Annotated in this window: 21 protein-coding genes; 17 read left to right on the forward strand and 4 right to left on the reverse strand. The window is 72.9% G+C overall.

Going from position 1 to position 20,853, the window contains the following annotated elements; all coding sequences use genetic code 11:
* Nucleotides 1–121 precede the first annotated feature (121 nt).
* The 10 genes from OP18_RS12365 (at nt 122) to OP18_RS12405 (ending at nt 9,466) form a co-directional block, all read left to right on the forward strand.
* Complete coding sequence (locus OP18_RS12365) at nt 122–1,615, forward strand: sugar ABC transporter ATP-binding protein (RefSeq protein ID WP_245635371.1); 1,494 nt, start codon at nt 122–124, stop codon at nt 1,613–1,615.
* A complete protein-coding gene (locus tag OP18_RS12370; protein WP_033358998.1) occupies nt 1,612–2,658 on the forward strand; it encodes an ABC transporter permease in 1,047 nt (348 codons plus the stop codon). Before OP18_RS12365 ends, OP18_RS12370 begins: the two co-directional genes overlap by 4 nt.
* Nucleotides 2,655–3,641 carry a galactofuranose ABC transporter, permease protein YjfF gene (yjfF, locus tag OP18_RS12375; RefSeq protein WP_211273519.1) on the forward strand — a complete coding sequence of 329 codons (987 nt, stop codon included), beginning with the start codon at nt 2,655–2,657 and terminating at the stop codon, nt 3,639–3,641. The genes OP18_RS12370 and yjfF overlap by 4 nt, the downstream gene beginning before the upstream one ends.
* Nucleotides 3,638–5,269, forward strand: a complete 1,632-nt coding sequence (locus tag OP18_RS12380; protein ID WP_033358999.1) for a ribulokinase — start codon at nt 3,638–3,640, stop codon at nt 5,267–5,269. The genes yjfF and OP18_RS12380 overlap by 4 nt, the downstream gene beginning before the upstream one ends.
* Entirely contained in the window at nt 5,266–5,940 is a 675-nt protein-coding gene (locus OP18_RS12385) for an L-ribulose-5-phosphate 4-epimerase (protein WP_033359000.1), read from the forward strand. The genes OP18_RS12380 and OP18_RS12385 overlap by 4 nt, the downstream gene beginning before the upstream one ends.
* A complete protein-coding gene (gene araA / locus OP18_RS12390; RefSeq protein WP_033359001.1) occupies nt 5,937–7,418 on the forward strand; it encodes an L-arabinose isomerase in 1,482 nt (493 codons plus the stop codon). Before OP18_RS12385 ends, araA begins: the two co-directional genes overlap by 4 nt.
* Before the next feature lie 43 nt (nt 7,419–7,461).
* Nucleotides 7,462–7,851: a VOC family protein gene (locus OP18_RS57060; RefSeq protein ID WP_033359002.1), complete on the forward strand. Its 390-nt coding sequence runs from the start codon at nt 7,462–7,464 to the stop codon at nt 7,849–7,851.
* A gap of 95 nt (nt 7,852–7,946) precedes the next feature.
* Complete coding sequence (locus OP18_RS12400; protein WP_033359003.1) at nt 7,947–8,774, forward strand: alpha/beta hydrolase; 828 nt, start codon at nt 7,947–7,949, stop codon at nt 8,772–8,774.
* A gap of 32 nt (nt 8,775–8,806) precedes the next feature.
* A complete protein-coding gene (locus OP18_RS57065) occupies nt 8,807–8,965 on the forward strand; it encodes a hypothetical protein (protein ID WP_156089468.1) in 159 nt (52 codons plus the stop codon).
* Between the two features lie 144 nt (nt 8,966–9,109).
* On the forward strand, nt 9,110–9,466 hold the full coding sequence (locus OP18_RS12405) for a tetratricopeptide repeat protein (protein WP_033359197.1): 357 nt from the start codon (nt 9,110–9,112) through the stop codon (nt 9,464–9,466).
* A 201-nt stretch (nt 9,467–9,667) separates the two neighbouring features.
* On the opposite strand, the gene OP18_RS12410 is transcribed toward OP18_RS12405, so the two are convergent.
* Nucleotides 9,668–11,032, reverse strand: coding sequence for a collagen-like domain-containing protein (locus OP18_RS12410; RefSeq protein ID WP_033359004.1), 1,365 nt, complete (start codon nt 11,030–11,032; stop codon nt 9,668–9,670).
* Between the two features lie 18 nt (nt 11,033–11,050).
* Here OP18_RS12410 and OP18_RS12415 point away from each other — a divergent pair, with 18 nt between their 5' ends.
* Complete coding sequence (locus OP18_RS12415) at nt 11,051–11,239, forward strand: hypothetical protein (protein ID WP_033359005.1); 189 nt, start codon at nt 11,051–11,053, stop codon at nt 11,237–11,239.
* Here the strand turns inward: OP18_RS12415 and OP18_RS12420 are convergent.
* The gene (locus tag OP18_RS12420) at nt 11,226–12,935 is read right to left on the reverse strand and encodes a sensor histidine kinase (protein WP_052386608.1); all 1,710 of its coding nucleotides are present in this window, start codon (nt 12,933–12,935) and stop codon (nt 11,226–11,228) included. The genes OP18_RS12415 and OP18_RS12420 overlap by 14 nt on opposite strands.
* 67 nt (nt 12,936–13,002) lie before the next feature.
* Here OP18_RS12420 and OP18_RS12425 point away from each other — a divergent pair, with 67 nt between their 5' ends.
* A complete protein-coding gene (locus OP18_RS12425) occupies nt 13,003–14,238 on the forward strand; it encodes an asparagine synthetase B family protein (RefSeq protein ID WP_052386609.1) in 1,236 nt (411 codons plus the stop codon).
* Between the two features lie 280 nt (nt 14,239–14,518).
* On the opposite strand, the gene OP18_RS12430 is transcribed toward OP18_RS12425, so the two are convergent.
* Nucleotides 14,519–15,139 carry a LamG-like jellyroll fold domain-containing protein gene (locus OP18_RS12430; protein ID WP_260710622.1) on the reverse strand — a complete coding sequence of 207 codons (621 nt, stop codon included), beginning with the start codon at nt 15,137–15,139 and terminating at the stop codon, nt 14,519–14,521.
* Nucleotides 15,140–15,214: 75 nt separating this feature from the next.
* Here OP18_RS12430 and OP18_RS57070 point away from each other — a divergent pair, with 75 nt between their 5' ends.
* The 5 genes from OP18_RS57070 (at nt 15,215) to fusA (ending at nt 20,601) form a co-directional block, all read left to right on the forward strand.
* Nucleotides 15,215–15,667, forward strand: a complete 453-nt coding sequence (locus OP18_RS57070; protein WP_156089469.1) for a hypothetical protein — start codon at nt 15,215–15,217, stop codon at nt 15,665–15,667.
* A gap of 102 nt (nt 15,668–15,769) precedes the next feature.
* Nucleotides 15,770–16,369 (forward strand): PQQ-binding-like beta-propeller repeat protein, encoded by a 600-nt coding sequence (locus OP18_RS12435; protein WP_156089470.1) that lies wholly within the window; start codon nt 15,770–15,772, stop codon nt 16,367–16,369.
* Between the two features lie 4 nt (nt 16,370–16,373).
* The gene (locus OP18_RS12440) at nt 16,374–16,877 is read left to right on the forward strand and encodes a YfbM family protein (protein WP_033359008.1); all 504 of its coding nucleotides are present in this window, start codon (nt 16,374–16,376) and stop codon (nt 16,875–16,877) included.
* 183 nt (nt 16,878–17,060) lie between these two features.
* Nucleotides 17,061–18,377, forward strand: a complete 1,317-nt coding sequence (locus tag OP18_RS12445; RefSeq protein ID WP_033359009.1) for an MFS transporter — start codon at nt 17,061–17,063, stop codon at nt 18,375–18,377.
* Between the two features lie 202 nt (nt 18,378–18,579).
* A complete protein-coding gene (fusA, locus tag OP18_RS12450) occupies nt 18,580–20,601 on the forward strand; it encodes an elongation factor G (protein WP_033359010.1) in 2,022 nt (673 codons plus the stop codon).
* Between the two features lie 73 nt (nt 20,602–20,674).
* Here fusA and OP18_RS57075 read toward each other — a convergent pair whose 3' ends face one another.
* Nucleotides 20,675–20,815 carry a hypothetical protein gene (locus OP18_RS57075; RefSeq protein WP_156089471.1) on the reverse strand — a complete coding sequence of 47 codons (141 nt, stop codon included), beginning with the start codon at nt 20,813–20,815 and terminating at the stop codon, nt 20,675–20,677.
* Between the last annotated feature and the right edge of the window lie 38 nt (nt 20,816–20,853).

Here is a 20,853-nt window from a genome sequence, read left to right on the forward strand (position 1 = left end):
TCGTTGCCGGTGAGACGATCCCGCAGCGCGTCCTGACCGAGGAGACCACCTTCACCCCGGAGCAGGCGAAGGCCGCGCTGCCGAACCGCAAGTACTGAGAGGCGCAACCATGGGGACCGCAATGCTGAGCATGAGCGGCATCAGCAAGCAGTTCCCCGGCGTCAAGGCCCTTGAGGGTGTGGATTTCCGCCTGTTCCCAGGCGAGATCCACGCCCTCATGGGCGAGAACGGCGCCGGGAAGTCGACGCTGATCAAGGTGCTGACCGGCGTCTACGACATCGACGAGGGCGAGATCTCACTCGATGGCCGCCAGGTCCGGTTCGCCGGGCCGCAGCAGGCCACCGAGGCCGGGATCAGCACCGTGTACCAGGAGGTCAACCTCTGCGCCAACCTGTCGGTCGCGGAGAACATCTTCATCGGCCGGGAGCCGACCCGCTTCGGCCGGATCCAGTGGGGCGTCATGCGGCGCCGCGCCACGGAGCTGCTCCAGCGCATGGAGCTCGACCTCGACGTCACCGCCCAGCTGTCGACGTACTCCCTCGCCGTCCAGCAACTGGTCGCGATCGCCCGCGCCATCGACGTCGATGCGAAGGTCCTCGTCCTGGACGAGCCGACCTCCAGCCTCGACGCCGGTGAGGTCGCTCAGCTGTTCCGCATCATGCGGCAGCTCAAGGCGCAGGGGATCGCGATCGTGTTCGTATCGCACTTCCTCGACCAGATCTACGAGATCTGCGACCGGATGACCATCCTGCGCAACGGCCGGCTCGTCGGCGAGCACCTCGTCGCGGACATGAGCCAGCTGCAGCTGGTCAGCCTCATGATCGGCAAGGAGCTGGCGCTGCTGGAGCGGCTCGAGGACGCCGGCAAGCGCTCGTTCACCGGTGTCGAGGCCGTCGCCGAGGCGCACGGGCTCGGCCGCTCGGGCGCGATCGAGCCGTTCAGCCTCACCATCCACAAGGGCGAGGTCGTCGGCCTCGCCGGCCTCCTGGGCTCGGGCCGCACGGAGCTGGCCCGGCTGTTCTTCGGCGCCGACCGCGCCGACGCCGGCCGCCTCGAGATCGACGGCCGGCCCGTCGCGATGCACGGCCCGCGCACCGCCATGGACCACGACATCGCGTACTGCTCGGAGAACCGCAAGACCGAGGGCCTCGTCGAGGAGCTGTCGGTGCGGGAGAACATCATCCTCGCCCTGCAGGCGGCCCGCGGCTGGACCCGCCCGCTGCCCCGCCGCCGGCAGGACGAGCTGGTGCAGAAGTACATCGACGCGCTCAACATCAACCCGAAGGACCCCGAGCTGCCCGTGCGCAACCTCAGCGGCGGCAACCAGCAGAAGGTCCTGCTCGCCAGGTGGCTCATCACCGAGCCGCGGCTGCTCATCCTCGACGAGCCGACCCGCGGCATCGACATCGGCGCGAAGGCAGAGATCCAGCGGCTGGTCGTCGAGCTCTCCGACGGGGGGATGGCCGTGCTGTTCATCTCCGCCGAGCTGGAAGAGGTGCTGCGGCTGAGCCACCGCATCGGCGTCCTGCGCGACCGCCGCCTGGTCACGCAGTTGGAGAACACCGACGCGGTCGACCTCGACCGCCTCACCGAGACGATTGCGAGTGGCGCATGATAGCGACGATCACCAAGCACAGGCTGTTCTGGCCGGCGGCGATCCTCGTGGTGCTGCTCGTCACCAACGTCTTCTTCTCCGGCGGCTTCTTCAAGATCGAGTTCCGCGACGGCCACCTGTACGGCAGCATCATCGACATCCTGCGGGCCAGCGCGCCGCTCGGGCTCGTCGCGCTCGGCATGACGCTGGTCATCGCCACCGGCGGCATCGACCTGTCCGTCGGTGCCGTCGTCGCGATCGCCGGCGCCATCGCCTGCCTGCGCATCAGCAAGCTCGACGACCAGAACGCCGTCACCGGCGTGCTGCTGGCCGTGGGGCTCGCGCTGCTGCTGTCGCTGGCGCTCGGCGTCTGGAACGGGTTCCTCGTCGCCACCGTCGGCATCCAGCCGATCATCGCCACGCTGATCCTCATGGTCGCCGGCCGCGGCCTGGCCCAGCTCATCACCGACGGGCAGATCATCACGATCAACAGCAGCCCGTACAAGATGATCGGCGCGGGCTACTGGCTCGCCCTGCCGCTGAGCGTCATCGTCGCCGTCGGTGTCGCCGTGATCGCCGCGATCATCGTGCGCCGCTCGGCGCTCGGCCTGCTGCTGGAGTCCGTCGGCGGCAACGCCGAGGCGAGCCGGCTCGCCGGGATCAAGTCGCGCTGGCTGATCCTCATCGTCTACGTGTTCGCCGGGCTCTGCGCCGGCATCGCCGGACTGATGATCAGCTCCAACGTGTCCAGCGCCGACGGCAACAACGCCGGCCTGCTCATCGAGCTGGACGCGATCCTCGCCGTCGTCATCGGCGGCACGTCCCTGTCCGGTGGCCGGTTCTCCATCGCCGGCACCATCCTCGGCGCGGTCATCATCAAGACCCTCGACATCACCATCTACACCGTCGGCATCCCGCCGGAGGTGACGCTGCTGTTCAAGGCGGTCGTCGTGGTGGTCCTGTGCCTGGCCCAGGCGCCGAAGTTCCGTGAGAAGTTCCAGCGCCGCCGGCCGCCCGCGCCCACCGCACCGCAGGCGCAGCAGAAGGTCGAGGTGACCGCGTGACCACCTTTGAATCGCTGCAGAAGCGGGTGATCCGCAGGCCGCAGCAGCGGCACATCCCGGTCCTGGCGACCCTGGCGCTGCTGTGCGTGATGTACGGCGCCGGCGTCGTGCGGTACACGGGCTTCAGTGACACCCAGATCGTGCTGAACGTCTTCATCGACAACGGCTTCCTGCTCGTCGTCGGCGTCGGCATGACGTTCGTGATCCTGACCGGCGGCATCGACCTGTCGGTCGGCGCGGTCGTCGCGCTCACCACGATGATCTTCGCGTCGCTGGTGCAGGCCGGCTGGTCACCGATCGCGGTGCTGCCGGTGGTGCTCCTCGTCGGCGCGCTGATCGGGCTGGCGATGGGGTGCATCATCCACTTCTTCGACATCCAGCCGTTCATCGCCACGCTCGCCGGCATGTTCCTGGCCCGCGGCCTGTGCTACGTCATCAGCACCGACGCGATCCGGATCGACAACGCGCTGTGGACGTCGCTCGCCGACTACAAGATCCGCTTCGGCGGGTTCCACATCTCGTGGAGCGTCGTCATCTCGCTCGCCGTAGTGCTCATCGCGGCGTACGTCCTGGCGTACACGCGACTCGGCCGCAACGTCTACGCGATCGGCGGCAACCAGCAGTCGGCGATGCTCATGGGCCTGCCCGTCGGGCGCACGAAGATCGCCGTCTACACGATCAGCGGCGTGTGCTCCGCGCTCGGTGGCGTGCTGCTGACCTTCTACACCTCCTCCGGCTACGGGCTGCACGCCCTCGGCATGGAGCTGGACGCGATCGCGGCCGTCGTCATCGGCGGGACCGTCCTCACCGGCGGCTCGGGCTTCCTCTTCGGCACCGTGCTCGGCGTCCTCGTGCTCGGCCTCATCCAGACCATCATCACGTTCGAGGGCACCCTCAGCTCGTGGTGGACCAAGATCGTCATTGGTGCGCTGCTGTTCGCGTTCATCGTGCTGCAGCGGGCCGTGGCGCGGAGAACAACATGACGCGATATGTAGTCGGGGTCGACTTCGGCACCCTGTCCGGCCGGGCCGTCGTGGTCCGGGTCGCCGACGGGGTCGAGGTGGGCACCGCCGTCCACGAGTACCGGCACGGCGCGGTCGAGCGGACCCTGCCGGCCACCGGCGAGGCCCTGCCGCCGCACTGGGCGCTGCAGATGCCCCTCGACTGGGTCGACGTGCTGCGCAACGCCGTCCCGGCCGCGCTGGCCTCGGTGGAGGGCGGGCTGGACGCCACGCAGGTGGTCGGCATCGCCACGGACTTCACCGCGTGCACGTTCCTGCCGGTGCTCGCCGACGGTACCCCTCTCAGCGACGTCCTGCCGGACCGGCCGCACGCCTACCCGAAGCTGTGGAAGCACCACGCCGCGCAGCGCCAGGCGGACCGGATCAACCGCCTCGCCGAGGAGCGCGGCGAGGCCTGGCTGGCCCGGTACGGCGGCAAGCTGTCGGCGGAGTGGCAGTTCGCGAAGGCCCTGCAGGTCCTGGAGGAGGACCCGGAGGTGTTCGCGCGGGCGGAGCGCTTCGTCGAGGCCGCCGACTGGATCGTGTGGCAGCTGACCGGCGTGGAGACCCGCAACGCCTGCACCGCCGGGTACAAGGGAGCCCACCAGGACGGCAGGTACCCGTCGCGGGACTACTTCGAGGCGCTGCACCCCGGCTTCGGCGCGTTCCTGGACAAGGTCGAGGGCCCGCTGGCGCCGCTCGGCGGGCTCGCCGGCCGGCTCACCGCCGAGGCGGCCGCCTGGACCGGGCTGCCGGAGGGCATCGCGGTCGCGGTCGGCAACGTCGACGCGCACGTGACCGCCCCCGCCGCGCAGGCCGTCGAGGCCGGGCAGCTGGTGGCGATCATGGGTACCTCCACGTGCCACGTGATGAGCGGCGCGACCCTCGCCGACGTGCCCGGCATGTGCGGTGTCGTCGCCGACGGCATCGTGCCCGGCCTGTACGGCTACGAGGCCGGCCAGTCCGGTGTCGGCGACATCTTCGGCTGGTTCGTCGACACCCAGCTCGAGGGCGGCCTCACGCACGAGGAGCTCACGGCGCGCGCCGCGCAGCAGCGCCCCGGCCAGCACGGCCTGGTCGCGCTGGACTGGCACAACGGCAACCGCTCGGTGCTCGTGGACCACCACCTGTCCGGCGTGATCGTCGGGCAGACGCTGGCGACCCGGCCGGAGGACCAGTACCGGGCGCTGATCGAGGCGACCGCCTACGGCACCCGCACCATCGTGGAGACCCTCGAGGCGGCCGGCGTGCCGGTCACCGAGTTCATCGCCGCGGGCGGGCTGCTCAAGAACACGTTCCTCATGCAGGTCTACAGCGACGTGCTGCGCCGCCCGATCAGCGTGATCGACTCCGAGCAGGGCCCGGCGCTCGGCTCGGCGATCCACGCGGCGGTCGCCGCCGGCGAATACCCGGACGTGCGGGCCGCCGCGGCCGCGATGGGCAAGGTCAAGCGCGCGGTCTACACGCCCGACGAGGCCGCCGCCGACGTCTACGACCGACTCTACGCCGAGTACCGCCGGCTGCATGACTACTTCGGCCGGTCCGAGGCGCAGGGCGCCAACGAGGTCCTGCACCGGCTGCGGGAGCTGCGCGAGGAGGTGGCCCGATGATCGACAAGCTGCGCCAGGAGGTCTGCGACCTGCACGCGGAGCTGATCCGCTGGGGACTGGTCACCTGGACGTCGGGCAACGTCTCGGCCCGCGTCCCCGGCGAGGACCTGCTCGTCATCAAGCCCTCCGGGGTCGGCTACCACGAGCTGACCCCGCAGAACATGGTGATCTGCGACCTGGATGGCAAGCTCGTCGAGGGCGAGCACGCCCCGTCGAGCGACACCGAGGCGCACGCCTACGTGTACCGGCACATGCCGCACGTCGGCGGGGTCGTGCACACGCACAGCCCGTACGCGACGGCATGGGCGGCCCGCGGCGAGCCGATCCCGTGCTCGATCACCGCGATGGCCGACGAGTTCGGCGGTGACATCCCGGTCGGCCCGTTCGCCCTCATCGGCTCCGACGCGATCGGCCGCGGGATCGTCGAGACGCTCACCGGCCACCCGTCGCCGGCCGTGCTGATGCTGCAGCACGGCCCGTTCACCATCGGCCCCACCGCCAAGGCCGCGGTCAAGGCCGCGGTCATGTGTGAGGACGTCGCCAGAACCATGCACTACGCCCGGCAGCTCGGGACCGTCGACCGGCTGCCGGAGCAGGCCGTCGCGTCGCTGCACGACCGCTACCAGAACGTCTACGGCCAGCCGCAGGGCGGGCAGAGGAGCACATCATGACGCACGAGGTCTGGTTCCTGACCGGCAGCCAGGGGCTCTACGGCCCCGAGACGCTCGACCAGGTCGCGACCCAGTCGAGGCAGATCGCCGCGACGCTGGACGAGTCGCCGGACATCGCGGTGCGCGTGGTGTGGAAGCCGGTGCTGACCAGCGCCGGGGACATCCTGCGGGTGTGCCTGGAGGCCAACGCCGACCCGCAGGTGGTCGGCGTGGTCGCGTGGATGCACACGTTCTCCCCGGCGAAGATGTGGATCTCCGGCCTGGACGCGCTGCGGACCCCGCTGCTGCACCTGCACACGCAGGCCAACGTGGCGCTGCCGTGGGCGGAGATCGACATGGACTTCATGAACCTGAACCAGGCCGCCCACGGCGACCGCGAGTTCGGTTACATCCAGTCCCGGCTCGGGGTGGCCCGCAAGACCGTCGCCGGGCACGTCACCGACCCGCGGGTCACCGCCCGCATCGGCGCCTGGGCCCGCGCGGCCGCCGGCTGGACCGAGATGCGCTCGCTGCGGCTGGCCCGCTTCGGCGACAACATGCGCGACGTCGCGGTGACCGAGGGCGACAAGGTCGAGGCGCAGCTGCGCTTCGGCGTCTCGGTCAACACCTACGGCGTCAACGACCTGGTGGAGGCCGTCGACGCGACCGCCGACGCGGACGTGGACAACCTGGTCAAGGAGTACCACGACACGTACCGGGTCTCCGCCGCCCTGAAGGCGGACCGGGCGGACTCGCTGCGCTACGCCGCCCGCATCGAGCTCGGCCTGCGCTCCTTCCTGGAGGCGGGCGGGTTCAAGGCGTTCACCACCAACTTCGAGGACCTCGGCGGGCTGCGCCAGCTGCCCGGCCTGGCGGTGCAGCGGCTCATGGCCGACGGGTACGGCTTCGGCGGCGAGGGCGACTGGAAGACCTCCGTCCTCGTGCGGACCCTCAAGGCGATGGCGCCCGGCGGCGGCACGTCCTTCATGGAGGACTACACCTACGACCTGACCCCGGGCAGCGAGGTCATCCTGGGCGCCCACATGCTCGAGGTGTGCCCCAGCATCGCGCTGGACACCCCGTCGTGCGAGATCCACCCGCTCGGCATCGGCGGCCGCGAGGACCCGGTCCGGCTCGTCTTCGACGCCACCCCCGGCCCCGCCGTCGTGCTCGGCCTGGCCGACCTCGGCGAGCGCTTCCGCCTGGTGGCCAACGAGGTCGACGTGGTCGCGCCGACCGCGCCGCTGCCGAAGCTGCCGGTCGCCCGCGCGGTCTGGAAGCCACGGCCGGACCTGTCCACGTCGGCGGAGTCGTGGCTCACCGCCGGAGGCCCGCACCACACCGTGCTGTCCTTCGCCGTCGGTACCGAGGAGCTGCAGGACCTCGCCGAGATGACGGGCACGGAGCTGCTGGTCATCGACGCGGACACGACGGTGCGGCAGTTCGCCAAGGAGGTCCGCTGGAACCAGGCGTACCATCGCCTCGCGCGGGGCTTCTGATAAACCAGGTGCGTTCCGTATACGGAACTGGTGAGGTGGTGGCATGACCGTACGCATCAGGCACATCACCATCGACTGCGCGAACTGCTACAACCTCTCCCGGTTCTGGAGCGCCGTCACGGGCTACCGCGAGAACCCTGACGACCCCAACCTCCCGGAGCACACCGAGGCCGCGCTCGAGGCCCCCGACGGCTCCGCCGGGATGCTGTTCGTCCAGGTCCCGGAGGGCAAGGCCGGCAAGAACCGGGTCCACCTGGACCTGCAGCCGACCGACGCCGGCCGGGACGCGGAGGTCCAGCGGATCCTCGGCCTGGGCGCGACCCTGGTCGCCGACTTCCGCAAGGACGACGGCACCGGCTGGGTCACCCTCGCCGACCCGGAGGGCAACGAGTTCTGCGTGGAGCGCAGCGCCGCCGAACGCGCCGCGTCCTGATCCTGTCCCTGCGCCGTTTCTTGCGGGCGGCGCAGGGGCAGCCGCCGGGTCGTCCGCGGCTTGCTTCACGCTCGTTCAGGGCGCACGATGCTGCCATGCAGCGCGCAGAGCACAGTCTCACCGGCGGCGGCGGGGCCCGCATCGTCTACGACGCGTGGACGCCGGCCAGCGTCGACGGCGTCGTCGTGCTCTCCCACGGCATGGGGGAGCACGCCCGGCGCTACGACCACGTCGTGGCCCGGCTCGGCGAGCTCGGCCTGGCCGTCTACGCCCCCGACCACCGCGGCCACGGCCGCTCCGGCGGCCGCCGGATGTACGTGCGCGGCATCGACGAGTACACCGCCGACCTGCACCTGCTGTTCGGCGAGGTCGCCGCCCGGCACCCCGGCCACGTCCCGTTCCTCATCGGGCACAGCATGGGCGCCATGATCGCGCTCGCCTACGCCCTGGAGCACCAGGCGTCGCTGCGCGCCCTCGCGCTGTCCGGCACGCCGGTCGTGCCGGGCTCCGGCATCGGCCGGCCCGCCATCGCCGTCGCGAAGGTCCTCGGCCGGGTCGCGCCCGCCACCCCCGTGCAGGCCCTCGACTCGAAGTACATCTCCAAGGACCCGGCCGTCGTCGCCGCGTACGACGCCGACCCGCTCGTCTACCACGGCAAGATACCGGCCGGTGTCGGCGGCGCCATGCTCACCACGATGGCCGTGTTCCAGCGCCGCCTGCCGTCGCTGACGCTGCCGACGCTCGTGCTGCACGGCGCCGAGGACCGCCTCGTCGACCCGGCCGGCAGCCGCCTCATCGCCGACACCGCCGGCTCGGCCGACCTCACCCTGCACGTCTACGACGGCCTGCACCACGAGGTGTTCAACGAGCCCGAGCGCGACCGGGTCCTCGACGACCTGGTCGCGTGGCTCAAGACGCACTGAACGCCGCTTCCGCGTAACGCGGGCGGACCTGCATGACCATCGCCACGTCGATGCGTGCCCGGCTGCGTGCCCGGGCGGCCGAGGTCGCCGTCGCGCTGCTCGCCCTGCCGCTGCTGCTCGCCCTGCCGCTGCTGCTCGGCCTGCCGCTGCTGCTCGGCTGCGGCTCCTGCGAGGATCCGCAGCGACCGTGACGCCGGCGACGAGCCGCGCGAGACGAAGCCCGCGGCGAGCGCACCTGGCGGACCGTGCCGGAGTCCGACGACAACGACCAGGAGGCCCGGTTCACGACGGTGACCGGTGGAATGCCGGAGCGGCGCGGACCGTTGCACCTCCTTATGAACGACGTCATGGCTGAGTACCGCAGGGGAGTCCTCTACTTCGACGCCGGCGACCCGGTCGAGGCCGCGAAGATCCTCGCCACCGTGCTCGACGAGGAGCCGGGCAACGCGGAGGTGCGGCTGTGGCTGGCCCGCGCCTACTTCGCCTCGGCGCAGCTGCGCCGGGCCGAGACGCACCTGCGTGCCCTCGTGGACCGCGACCCGAGCGACCACTACGCCCATCACCTGCTCGGCCGCACCCTGGAGCGGCAGCACAAGCCCCGCGAGGCGCTGCCGTTCCTGCGCCTGGCCGCGGCGATGGCGACCGTCCCCGACTACGCCGACGCCGTCCGCCGCGTCGAGACCGCCTGCTGATCGCTGCCTGCCGCCTGCTGACCGCTGCCTGCCGGCCGCTGCCGGTGGCCACTGGCGCCGGCCACCGGACGCGGGCGGCTGGTCGCTGAGGGCTGGGCGCCGGCCGCTGGCGGCTGCCCGGTGACGACCGGCGGCCGGCCGGCGGCGGTCCGGGACCCGGTGGTCGCTGTTTCCACCGGCGGCCCCGGGTCGCGTCGGTCGCTATCCGCGCTCCGGGCCGCCGGCGTCGGGCGACGGGAGCGCGACGGTGGTCAGGGCGACCAGCACGAGCAGGGTGAGCGCGGCCAGGGTGGCGTCCTGCGACCCGTCGCGGCGGTCCTCGCGCGCCCGGTCCGGCGCCCATTCCCGCGGCCGCTGCGTCGAGCCGTCCCAACCGTCGTCCCATGCGCCGTCCAGCAGGTCGGCCGGCGACGCGGCACGGGCGCCCGGCGGGTGGACGAACGCCGGTGGCAGCCACGCGGGGCGGTCCGACGGCACCTCGCCGATCCCGCTGAGCGTCGCGATGTACAGGGTCTGCGCCGGCGGCGGTTCGGGGCTGAACCGGTGCTCCCCGGCCCGCGCCCTGGCGACCGGCACCGCGAGCAGCACGAGCAGCCCCGCGGCCAGCGCCGTGCCCCGGCGCGCCGTGCCCGGGCGGGCCGCCGGCCGGTGCAGGCTCCGGCCCGCGGCCACGGTGCCGGCGACCGCGGCCAGCAGCACCGGCACCGTGGCCAGCAGCAGCCCGGCCAGGTCCCGGGAACTGGTCAGCGGCAGCTTGCCGTACGGATCCGGGCGCCACATCGGCCCGGCCGCGACCGCGGTCACCAGCGCGGCGGCGGCCACGGTGCCGGCAGCCGCCAGCCGGGACCGCCACCACCCCGGATCCCGGGGCGGACGCGACCCGGTGACCGGCACGACCGCGTCCGGCCCCAGGACCCCGAGGTCGAGCACGGCCGGCCCCGGCCCGGGGTCGAGCCCGGCCGGGTCCCGCTTGGGGTCGAATCCGGCCGGGTCCCGCTCGGGGTCGAGCCCGGCCGGGTCCCGCTTGGGGTCGAGCCCGGCCGGGTCCCGCTTGGGGTCGAACCCGGCCGGGTCCCGCTCGGGGTCGAGCCAGGCCGGGTCAGCCGGCGGACCGGCGCCGGGCCCGGACTCGCGCAGGTCGAGGATGCCGGCGCGGCGCTCGGCGAACCACGACCGCAGCCGGGCCCGCAACCCGCCTCCGGCGCCGTGCTCCGGCAGCAGCGCGGCCGCCGACAGGCCGAGGACCGCCGCGGTGAGCAGCGCCGCCTCGGCCCGGGCGGTGGTGCCGCCGGCGGGGGCCTCAGTGAGGAAGAACGGCCAGCCCAGCCCGCCGCCACGGAACTCGGTCACGGCCACCAGCCCGGTCACGGCCGCCAGCCCCGCCAGCAGGGCGAGGCGGCGCAGGGGGCCGGTCGATGCGCGGGCCGTGCCGGCGCCGGCGACCACGAGCAGCGCCGCGGCGGTCAGGGTCGCCGACCACGGTACCGGATGGTGAGTGAGCAGGCCCAGCACGTGCGCCGCCGCGAACGCCAGGACCGACCAGCGTGACACCGCGTCGACCAGCACGCCGGCGATCCTGCCACCGTGCCGTGGCGGTCGTTGTCGGCCGACCGGCTCGTGTCCGCCCGGCCGCGCTCCTACCCGTGCCGGGAGCGGGGCCCGTGCCGGGAGCGGGGCCCGTGCCGGGAGCGGGGCGTCGCCCGCATGGTGCCGCTGAACGCCGAGCCGACCTCGTCCGACGCCGCGCGGGTCCGCACGGTCACGCCGGCCTGACCGCGCGGCCCGTCCCGGTGGCCACGCCACGCCCCGGCTCGGGCCCGCGGGTGGGCAGCGTCCAGCGGAACGTGGAACCCTCCCCGACGGTGCTCTCCACGACCAGGTCGCCGCCGTGGTCGCGCACGATCTGCCGGGCGATGGTCAGCCCCAGGCCGCTGCCGCCGGTGGCCCGGTCCCGGGCCGGGTCGGCCCGCCAGAACCGCTGGAACACGAACGGCAGGTCGTCCGGGGCGATGCCGCAGCCGGTGTCGCGGACCTCGACCACGACCGCGTCCGCCTCCGGGAACGCCCGCAGGGTCACCAGGCCGCCGCGGTCGGTGTACCTGATGGCGTTGCCGATCAGGTTGCCCAGCACCTGCCGGAGCCGGTCATGGTCGGCGTGCACGGGCAGCGGCCCGGCGGTCTCCGCGGTCAGCCGCACCCCGGCGGCCTCCGCGACGGCCAGGTGCGCGACCCGCGCCGTGTCGACGAGGTCCGCCACGTCGAAGTCGCTGCGGCGGTACGTCAGGTGCCCGGCCTCGGCGAGCGTCAGGTCCTGCAGATCGTCGAGGATCCGCCGCTGCAGCACCGCCTCATCGTGCAGCGAGCCGAACAGCTCCCGGCTCGGCGCGACCAGGCCGTCCTGCAGCGCCTCCAGGTACCCGAGCAGGTTCGACAGCGGCGTGCGCAGCTCGTGCGCGACGCTGGCGACGAGGCGGCGCTGCGCCTGCTCCGCGGCCTGCAACGCCGACGCCATCCGGTTGAACGACTCCGACAGCTGCCCCAGCTCGTCCCGGCCGGCGGCGGGCACCCGGGTGTCGAGGTGCCCGTCGGCGAGGCGCCGGGACGCGGCGGTGAGGTCGCGCACCGGGCGGCTCACCTGCCGGGCGATGACCGCCGTGCCCAGCACGACCAGCAGCAGGACCCCGCCGCCGGCGGCGAGGCCGGGCCGGCCGATGAGGCTCGCCGCGCCCTGGTCGACGGCGCCCAGGTACAGCTGCAACGGCTCCGGCGCGAACGAGGAGACCCGCTCCCCGAACGCCTTCGTCAGGCACGCCGCCGGGCGCTGCTCGCCGCGGCAGCCGACCACGAACGCCGTGTCGCCCTCCTGCTCGACGGCGTTGCTGTCCCTGACCTGCTGGCCGCAGCCGAAGTCGTCGCCGGTGCCGTTGACGACCGGGATGCCGTACCGGTTGACGGTCGTCGCCGGCGGTGCCAGGCGCTGGTCGGTGAGGCAGCGGGCGAACAGGACGGTCTGGCGGAACTCGATGATGCTCTGCAGCGTCACCGCCTCCAGCCGGTAGCCGATCTTCGCCTCGAGCTCCGGCGACGGCCGCTCGTCGGCCTCGCCGGGCGGGAACGTCAGCGTCGGGCGCGGGTCGATGAGCGCCGGCTGGCTGACCACCGGCCGGGCGCTGCGCCCGGCCATGTGGTCGGTGTCGACGGTCACCTGGCCGTAGAGGTTCGTCAGCCGGATCCGCTGCTGGTTGGCGGTCGAGACCCGCTGGACCACCTTGTCGATCCCGGCCCAGGTGCCGTGGCGCTGCGCGTACTCGCGGAACGTCTCGACGGTGGTGACCTCGTTGCGGGTCGCGGTCTGCTGCGACTCGGCGATCTGCCGGGCGGTGAGCCGGACGCTGAGCCACGCGGTGACCCCGATCGCGGTCACCGCCACCAGCAGCACCAACCCGAACACCCGCAGCCGGAAGCTCATGCTTACCCCTCGCTGAGCCGGTAGCCGCGCCCGTACACGGTCTGGACGTCTCGCCGCCGGGCACACGATGACCTGGACACCGGGGTGCCCGCCGCGGGAGGAGGCGTACTTCCGGCACGCGCTGCGGCCCCTGGCGCGCCCCGCCGAGGACGCGATCGCCGCCGTGCGCGACGCGCTGCGCGACAGCGTCCACGCCCACCTGCAGTCCGAGGTGCCGCTCGGCGCGTTCCTGTCCAGCGGCATCGACTCGACCGCCGTCGTGGCGCTCGCCCGGGAGCTGCGTCCGGGGATCCGCACGTACACGGTCGGCTTCGACGACGAGCGGTACAGCGAGATCGAGGCGGCGACGCAGACCGCGGCGGCCCTCGGGGTCGGCCTGACCGCGACCCTCGTCCACGACGACGACGTGATCGCCGCACTGCCGCGCATCGTGTGGCACCTCGACGATCCCATCGCCGACCCGGCGATCGTGCCGCTGTGGTTCCTGGCCCGCACCGCCGCCCGCGACGTCACGGTCGTGCTGTCCGGGGAGGGCGCCGACGAGCTGTTCGCCGGGTACGAGATCTACCGCGAGCCGGCCGCGCTCGCCGGTGTGGGCCGGCTGCCGGCGTCGCTGCGCCGCGGCCTGCGGGCCGTGTCGGCGGTCATGCCGGAGGGCGTGCGCGGCAAGAGCTTCCTGGACCGGGCCACCACCCCGATCGAGGAGCGCTACTACGGCAACGCCCGCATCTTCGGGCCGGCCGAGAAGGCCCGGCTGATGCGCGCCCCCGCGCAGCCGCACACGGCGGTGACGGCACCGCTGTACACGGCGGCGGCGGACCTCGACGACGTGGCCACCATGCAGTACGTCGACCTGCACACGTGGCTGCCCGGCGACATCCTCACCAAGGCCGACCGGATGTCGATGGCACACTCCCTGGAGCTGCGGGTACCGTTCCTGGACCGGGCCGTCTACGCCGCCGCCGCGTCGCTGCCGACGTCGCTGAAGGTGGCCCGCACCACGAAGTACGCGCTGCGCGAGGCGATGCGCGGCATCGTGCCCGATGCGGTCGTCGACCGTCGCAAGCTCGGCTTCCCCACCCCGACCCGGGTGTGGCTGCGCGGCGACGTCGGCGCCTGGGCCGGCGACGTCTTCGCCGACGCGGGCGTGGACCACCTGCTCGACCTCGGGCACGTCCAGCGGCTCCTGGCCGCCCACCGCCGCGGCGACGCCGACCACTCCCGCAAGATCTGGACCGTGCTGATGTTCTGTCTCTGGTACGCCCAGCAGACCACCCCCCGCCCGGTGCCGGCCCGTCCCTGAGCGGTTGTTCGGCTGCGCGGGGACAGCACCGCGCCGGCGAGCGACGCCAGGCGGTCGGTGTGCGGGTGGGGCATGGCCGGCCGGCTGCGCACCCAGGACCCGGCGGCCGGCGGCCGGCGTGCCGCTGCGCTCCGCGCTCGTCGTGCCCGTCCGCAGCGGCGAGGGCCGGCCCCTGGCAGGAGGCCGGCCCGCGCCGACGGTCAGGTGCCTCAGAGCCCGTCGGGGCCGCTGACGAACCTGGCGGTCGGTGGGGGGCCGTGGTGCCGGTGGCCAGGTAGCCCTACAGGGTGAACTGCTGCCCGGCCGGTGTCGTGCGGATCGCCAGCAGGTCCGTGTCGGTGTCGCCGTCGACGTTGCCGGTGACGAAGGACCGGTCTGCCCAGCTGTTCATGGCCGTGGCGCAGCCGGTGCACGTGGTCGAGTCCATCCACAGTGACGGGGCGGCCGGGCCGCTCCGGCCGTTCGACGTCCACTGCCAGAGGCGGCGGCCCGAGCCCGCGTCGTAGTAGGCCACGACGTCGGCCTTGCCGTCGCCGCCGAAGTCGGCCACGCGGTTGGTGACGCGGCGCGGGTCCGCGTTCGTCGCGGAGGGTCCCAGGCCGTACCACTGCGCCGGCGGCAGCAGACCGGAATCCGTGCCGGCGAGCGTGAAGATGTGGAAGCCGACCGGTCCGTCCTCGCGCATGAAGACCTGGTCTGCCTTGCCGTCGCCGGTGAAGTCCCCGCTGATCTCCTGGTTGTTGAGGGCGCCGGTGTGGACCATCACCTCGTCGATGTCGCCGTAGAGAAAGTCGACCTGGTTGCCGGTGGTCATGCCACGGCCGATCGCCAGCGGCCCGGTCGCGTTCCACATCGCGGCGGGCATGATCTTGCTGCCCTGCAGTGCACCGTCGACCCACAGGCCGAAGACGACCCGGTACTACAGCCATGGCCTTGCGGTCGTCGCGGTCCGTGACAGCACTGGTCTCACCTGGTCGTGCTCGGACCACCTCGGTACGGCGAACCTCGCGATCAAGGAGAGCACCCAGCAGTACTCCGTCCGTCGCTCAACTCCGTTCGGCGGACGACGGGGCACCCGACCCGCCAGCTGGCCGACGACCAAGGGATACCTCGGCGGCGAGGAAGACTCGGCTGCATCGACGGCGATGTCATCGGCTGCATCAGCCTGGCCAGCAACGTCATTCCCTGGGCCAAGGTCGCCAAAATCCCCAAGATCGCCGGCGCGATCAAGAAGGCCTACAAGGCATGGAACGCCTTCAAGGAGAAGCTGGCCTGGGCGAAGGGCATCCTCAAGAAGGCCGACGACGCGGCCACAGCGGACGACGCGGGCGAGGCCGTGGCGGACGCGGGCAAGGCTGATGCCGGCTGCAACAGCCTGTTGCCCGGCACGCCCGTCCTGATGGCGTCTCGGCCGGAAGTGGGAAGGTAGGTATGACACAGGTACTGGTCGCGGTGGCGGACGGCCGGACGGTCACTACGCCACCGTCGACAGCTGACGACCGGTCCGGACGGGGTCGAGGTGGTGCGGGACGTGCGGCACGTGCAGGACGTCCGGGCGCTGCCGGACGACGGCGGCACCCGGTGGGTGGCCGGCGTCGTGACGAGCCGGCAGGGCTGCCTCGTGCTCGGCCGCACCGGCGGCACCCGGCTGCGGGTGGCCGGGGCGGCGTTCGTGGCCGGTTGGGCGGACGGTTCGCTGCTGGTCGCCGACCGTACGGGCACCGCCCGCCGGCTGGCTCGCGACGGCTCGCCGCTGTGGCAGGTGCCGTTGCGGAGTTTCGCGGTGCTCGACGCCGCAGTGGACGAGGGCGCGCTGGTGAGCGTCGCGTCGGGGCGGCTGCTGTACGTCGGTGCGGACGGCGTGGTCGCCTGGAGTGCGGCGGCGCCGGAACGTGAGTCGATCCCCAAGGTGCGAGCAGTCGGCGACGGCTGGGTCTGCCTGAGCACCGCGTCGTCCCGAAGGACGGTGCCGACGGTGTGGCGGGTCGGTCGCGCCGGCGAGCTGACGCCGGTCGCCGAAGTGCCCGCCCCGCCCGACACGTGGCTCGGCTTCGTCGGCGGTGGCCGGTACCTGCTGGGCCGGGACGGCGGGACGGTCGACCTCGGCGCCGGGCAACGCGTGGCAGGGTAACGCCATGGGGATGGATCTGATCGGGCGGCGGTTGTCGGCGGGTGAGCTGCGGGCGGTCCTGGCCGACCCGGCGGCGGTGGACGAGCTGCTCTATGGCGACCTCGACGACGACGAGGCCGACATGCCCGAGCCGGAGCTCGACCTCGACAGGTCCTGGCACGTCGTGCACTTCCTGCTCACCGGCACCGCCTGGGAGGTCACGCAAGGCGCCGGGGAGGCGGTCCTCGGCGGTGTCGAGATCGGTGAGGACGGCGGCTACGGCCCCGCCCGGCTCCTCGACGCCGCCACGGTGCGCCGGATCGCCGCCGCCCTCGACACGCTGGACGTCGACGCCCTGTGCGCCCGCTTCGACCCGGCCGCGATGACCGCCGCCGACCTCTACCCGGACACCCTGCGGCTCGGCCCGGGCGACGTCAGGTCGTTCCTGGACCCGTACCTCGCCGACCTGCGCCGCTTCTATGCCACCGCCGCCACCAACGGCGAAGCGGTCCTCCTCGCGATCACCTGACCCGGGATGCGCACCCGCGTCGACCGGTCCCCGGAGGCATCGCGCTGGCCGGCTTTTGACGGCGGGCCGGCGCCCCGGCGGCGAGCGCCGGACCTGACCGGCGCACCGGGCGGACCGTGGCGATGATCACTTCGGGGTGAGTGTCGGGGGTGGCGCGGGGGCGGCGGGTGGAGGCTGGAAGCCATGTGCGCAGCCTGCCGGGTCGAGACCCACACCGAGGTGCGGAAACCGCGCAGGTTCGCGGCGCTGCGGAACAAGGACTGCCGGCCGTACCTGTTCGGGGCGGCGCTGGCCATGATGGCCGACAACATCGAGCACGTCATCACGTACTGGGTGCTGTGGGAGAAGTTCCATTCCCCGGCGCTGGCCGGGTTCCAGGTGATCAGTCACTGGGTGCCGTTCCTGCTGTTCTCGGTGTACTTCGGCTCGCTCGCCGACCGGTTCGACTGCCGGCGGGTGATCCAGGCCGGGCAGGCGCTGTTCATGACGGTGTCGGCGGCGTGGGGTGTGCTGTTCCTGACCGGCACGCTGCAGGTCTGGCACGCGTGTGTCCTGCTCGTCCTGCACGGCGTCTCCGGGGCGCTGTGGGGGCCGGGGGAGCAGCTGCTGCTGCACGACTTCGTCGGGGCCGAGGAGCTGCCCAGCGCGGTGCGGCTCAACGCCACGTTCCGCAGCCTCGGGGTGCTGTTCGGGCCGGTCGTCGGCTCGGCGCTGCTGCTGGGGCTCGGGCCGACCGCGGGGATCTTCGTCAACGTGCTGTTCTACCTGCCGCTGACGCTGTTCCTGTTCCGCACGAAGTTCACCGGGCACACCAGGGACAACGGCGTGCCGCGGGCCCGGGTGGGGCTCATGGACTCGGTACGGGTGCTCAAGGCCGTCGGCGGCAACCACACCCTGGTCAGCATGATCATCCTGGGTGGGCTGGGGTCGTTCTTCGTCGGGGCCTCGATGCAGTCGGCGATGCCGATCTTCGCGCAGGACCTCGGGGCCGGCGGCGCGCCGGCGGGCGAGGGCGTCGACGGGGCCAGCCTCGCGTACGGGGTGCTGCTGTTCGCCAACGGCGCCGGCGGCGTCATCGGCGGGATCCTGCTCGAGGCGACGGGACGGATCCGCCCGACCGTGCTCGCCGCCGTGATCAGCACCGCCGTGTACGGCGTTACCAGCCTGTGCTTCGCCGTCACCACCAGCTACCCGCTCGCGGTGGCGCTGCTGCTCGTCGGCGGCGTGGCCAACCTCGCGTCGATGTCGATCGGGCAGACCGTCGTGCAGCTGCTCGCGCCGCCCGCCGACCGGGGGCGGGTGATCGGCGTGTACGGGGTCTCCGCCAACGGGTTGCGGGCCGGCAGCGGCTTCACCGTCGGCCTGCTCGGCGCCGCGATCGGTGTGCACTGGTCGCTCGGGCTGAGCGCCGCCGGGCTGTGCGTCGGCACGGTCCTGGCCGGGGTGTACGCGCTGCGGGGGCGTAAATCGGTTCCGGTGGGTGGCGCGGCGTCCGTATGATCGCCGTACCGTGCCGAGGAAGGGGGAGGAGAGCGCCATGCGTCACCGCGTCGTCGTCCCCCAGTCCCGGCACGAGGTGATCCTGGTGTCTTCCCGGCCGCTGGTGTAAGCCCGCGCGGCTGCACCGGCCGGACCCCGCGCCGCCGAAGGCGTGGGGCAATCGCGCTGCCCTGTTCAGATCATCCTGAGAGGCCGCAGAGCCGTGCGCACCAACCACCTGTCCAGGAACCTGTCGACGACCCGCAACATCGGCATCCTCGCCCACGTCGACGCCGGCAAGACGACCATCACCGAGCGGATCCTGTTCCGCACGGGCGCCACGTACAAGCAGGGCGAGGTCCACGACGGCACCACCGTCACCGACTTCGACGCCCAGGAGCGCCAGCGGGGCATCACGATCTTCGCCGCGGCGGTCAGCTGCACCTGGGACGAGCACCGGATCAACCTCATCGACACGCCCGGGCACGTCGACTTCTCCGCCGAGGTGGAGCGGTCGCTGCGGGTCCTGGACGGCGCCGTCGCCGTGTTCGACGGCGTCGCCGGGGTCGAGCCGCAGAGCGAGTCGGTGTGGCGCCAGGCCGACCAGCATCGTGTACCGCGCATCGCGTTCGTGAACAAGCTCGACCGGGCCGGCGCCGACCTCGACGCCGCGGTCGCCTCGATCCGGACGCGGCTGCGCGTCACGCCGCTGGTCGTGCAGCTGCCGATCGGTGCCGAGGACGGCTTCACCGGCGTCGTCGACCTCGTGACCCGCCGCGCGTACACGTGGGTGGACGGCGCGATCGTCGAGGTCGACGTGCCGGACCCGGCGGAGGCCGCCCGGCGGCGCCGCCTGCTCGAGGAGACCGTCGCCGAGCTGCACGCCGGCGCCCTGGAGGAGTTCGTCGCCGACGACGCGCTCAAGGACGCCACGCTGCGCGACGCGCTGCGCGAGCTCACCGGCACCGGCGCCGGCGTGGTCGTGCTGTGCGGCTCGGCGTACAAGAACCGGGGCATCGAGCCGCTGCTGGACGCGGTCGTGGCGTACCTGCCGTCGCCGCTGGACGTCGCGCCCGTCGACCCGCAGCGCCCGGCCACCCCGGACGCGCCGTTCGCCGGCCTCGTCTTCAAGGTCCAGGCCGCCACCACCGGGCGGCTCACGTACGTGCGGGTGTACTCCGGCACGATCGCGAAGGGAGCCACCGTGCTCGACACCGGCACCGGCCGCACCGAGCGGATCAGCCGGATCCTGCACGTCCAGGCGGACCGGCACACCGAGCTGGACGACGCCTCCGCGGGCGACATCGTCGCGGTCGTCGGCGTCAAGCACGCCCGTGTCGGCAGCACCCTCTGCGCGCCGGACGCGCCGCTGGTACTGGAGGCGGCCACCACCGCGGAGCCCGTCGTCTCGGTGGCGGTGGAGGCCCGGGTCGCCACGGACACCGACCGGCTGGCCGCGGCCCTGGCCCGGCTGGTCGAGGAGGACCCGTCACTGCGCGTGCGCAGCGACCCCGAGACCGGGCAGACGGTGCTGTCCGGCCTGGGTGAGCTGCACCTGGAGGTGGCCGTGGAGAAGCTGCGCCAGACCGGCGGGCTGAGCGTCAACGTCGGCCGTCCCCAGGTGTCGTACCGCGAGACGGTCGTGGCGGGCGTCAGCGGCCTGCTGTACCGGCACGTCAAGCAGGACGGCGGCGCCGGCCAGTACGCGCACGTGCTCATCGACGTCACCCCGTCGCAGGAGCCGTTCGGGTTCGACTCGGCGGTCGTCGGCGGGCGGGTGCCGAAGGAGTACGTCAGGGCGGTCGAGGCCGGCTGCCGCGACGCGCTGCTGGAGGGCCCGCTCGGCGGTCACCCGGTGACGGGCGTGCACGTGACGCTCGTGGACGGCCAGACGCACGCGAAGGACTCCTCCGAGCTGGCGTTCCGCACCGCCGGCCGGCTCGCGCTGCAGCAGGCGCTGCGGCAGAGCACCATGGCGGTGCTCGAGCCGGTCGCGGAGGTCACCGTGACCGCCCCCGACGACACCGTCGGCGCGGTCCTCGGCGACCTCGCCGCCCGCCGCGGCCGGGTCACCGACTCCACCAGCCGCGGCGGCACGGCGGTGGTGACGGCGACGGTGCCGCTCGCGGAGCTGTTCGGCTACGCGACCCGGCTGCGCAGCCGGACCCAGGGCCGGGGCACGTTCACCACCCGGCCGGCCGGCTACCAGCCGGCCCCCGGCGGCACCTCAGGCGGCACGGCCTGAACGACGGCTGGGGCCCCACCGGCGACGGTGGGGCCCCAGCCCGGGTCGTTCGAGGAACTCGAGGAAGCGGGCGTCAGCGCGTCATCGCGGAGTACAGGAAGCCGACGATCACCAGCACGCCGATCACCCCGAACAGGATCAACGCGCCGGAGCCGCTGGTGCTGGGGCCCTCGTCGTGCAGTTCTGACGTTTCGGGCTCTTCGTCGGAAGTCACAGGATCTCCCTATACGGACTTGCGGGACATCCTAGCCT

This window comes from Dactylosporangium aurantiacum, from assembly GCF_000716715.1.
Taxonomy (GTDB): Bacteria; Actinomycetota; Actinomycetes; order Mycobacteriales; family Micromonosporaceae; genus Dactylosporangium; species Dactylosporangium aurantiacum.

Excerpts from the sequence above, each read along its gene's own strand:
- araA (WP_033359001.1), top strand. The coding sequence starts at position 5,937 with ATGACGCACGAGGTCTGGTTCCTGACCGGCAGCCAGGGGCTCTACGGC.
- OP18_RS12405 (WP_033359197.1), top strand. The coding sequence starts at position 9,110 with ATGAACGACGTCATGGCTGAGTACCGCAGGGGAGTCCTCTACTTCGAC.
- OP18_RS12420 (WP_052386608.1), bottom strand. The coding sequence starts at position 12,935 with ATGAGCTTCCGGCTGCGGGTGTTCGGGTTGGTGCTGCTGGTGGCGGTG.
- OP18_RS12440 (WP_033359008.1), top strand. The coding sequence starts at position 16,374 with ATGGGGATGGATCTGATCGGGCGGCGGTTGTCGGCGGGTGAGCTGCGG.
- OP18_RS12370 (WP_033358998.1), top strand. The coding sequence starts at position 1,612 with ATGATAGCGACGATCACCAAGCACAGGCTGTTCTGGCCGGCGGCGATC.
- OP18_RS12425 (WP_052386609.1), top strand. The coding sequence starts at position 13,003 with ATGACCTGGACACCGGGGTGCCCGCCGCGGGAGGAGGCGTACTTCCGG.
- OP18_RS12400 (WP_033359003.1), top strand. The coding sequence starts at position 7,947 with ATGCAGCGCGCAGAGCACAGTCTCACCGGCGGCGGCGGGGCCCGCATC.
- OP18_RS12385 (WP_033359000.1), top strand. The coding sequence starts at position 5,266 with ATGATCGACAAGCTGCGCCAGGAGGTCTGCGACCTGCACGCGGAGCTG.
- OP18_RS12365 (WP_245635371.1), top strand. The coding sequence starts at position 122 with ATGCTGAGCATGAGCGGCATCAGCAAGCAGTTCCCCGGCGTCAAGGCC.
- OP18_RS12380 (WP_033358999.1), top strand. The coding sequence starts at position 3,638 with ATGACGCGATATGTAGTCGGGGTCGACTTCGGCACCCTGTCCGGCCGG.
- OP18_RS12445 (WP_033359009.1), top strand. The coding sequence starts at position 17,061 with ATGTGCGCAGCCTGCCGGGTCGAGACCCACACCGAGGTGCGGAAACCG.
- OP18_RS57065 (WP_156089468.1), top strand. The coding sequence starts at position 8,807 with ATGACCATCGCCACGTCGATGCGTGCCCGGCTGCGTGCCCGGGCGGCC.
- OP18_RS57060 (WP_033359002.1), top strand. The coding sequence starts at position 7,462 with ATGACCGTACGCATCAGGCACATCACCATCGACTGCGCGAACTGCTAC.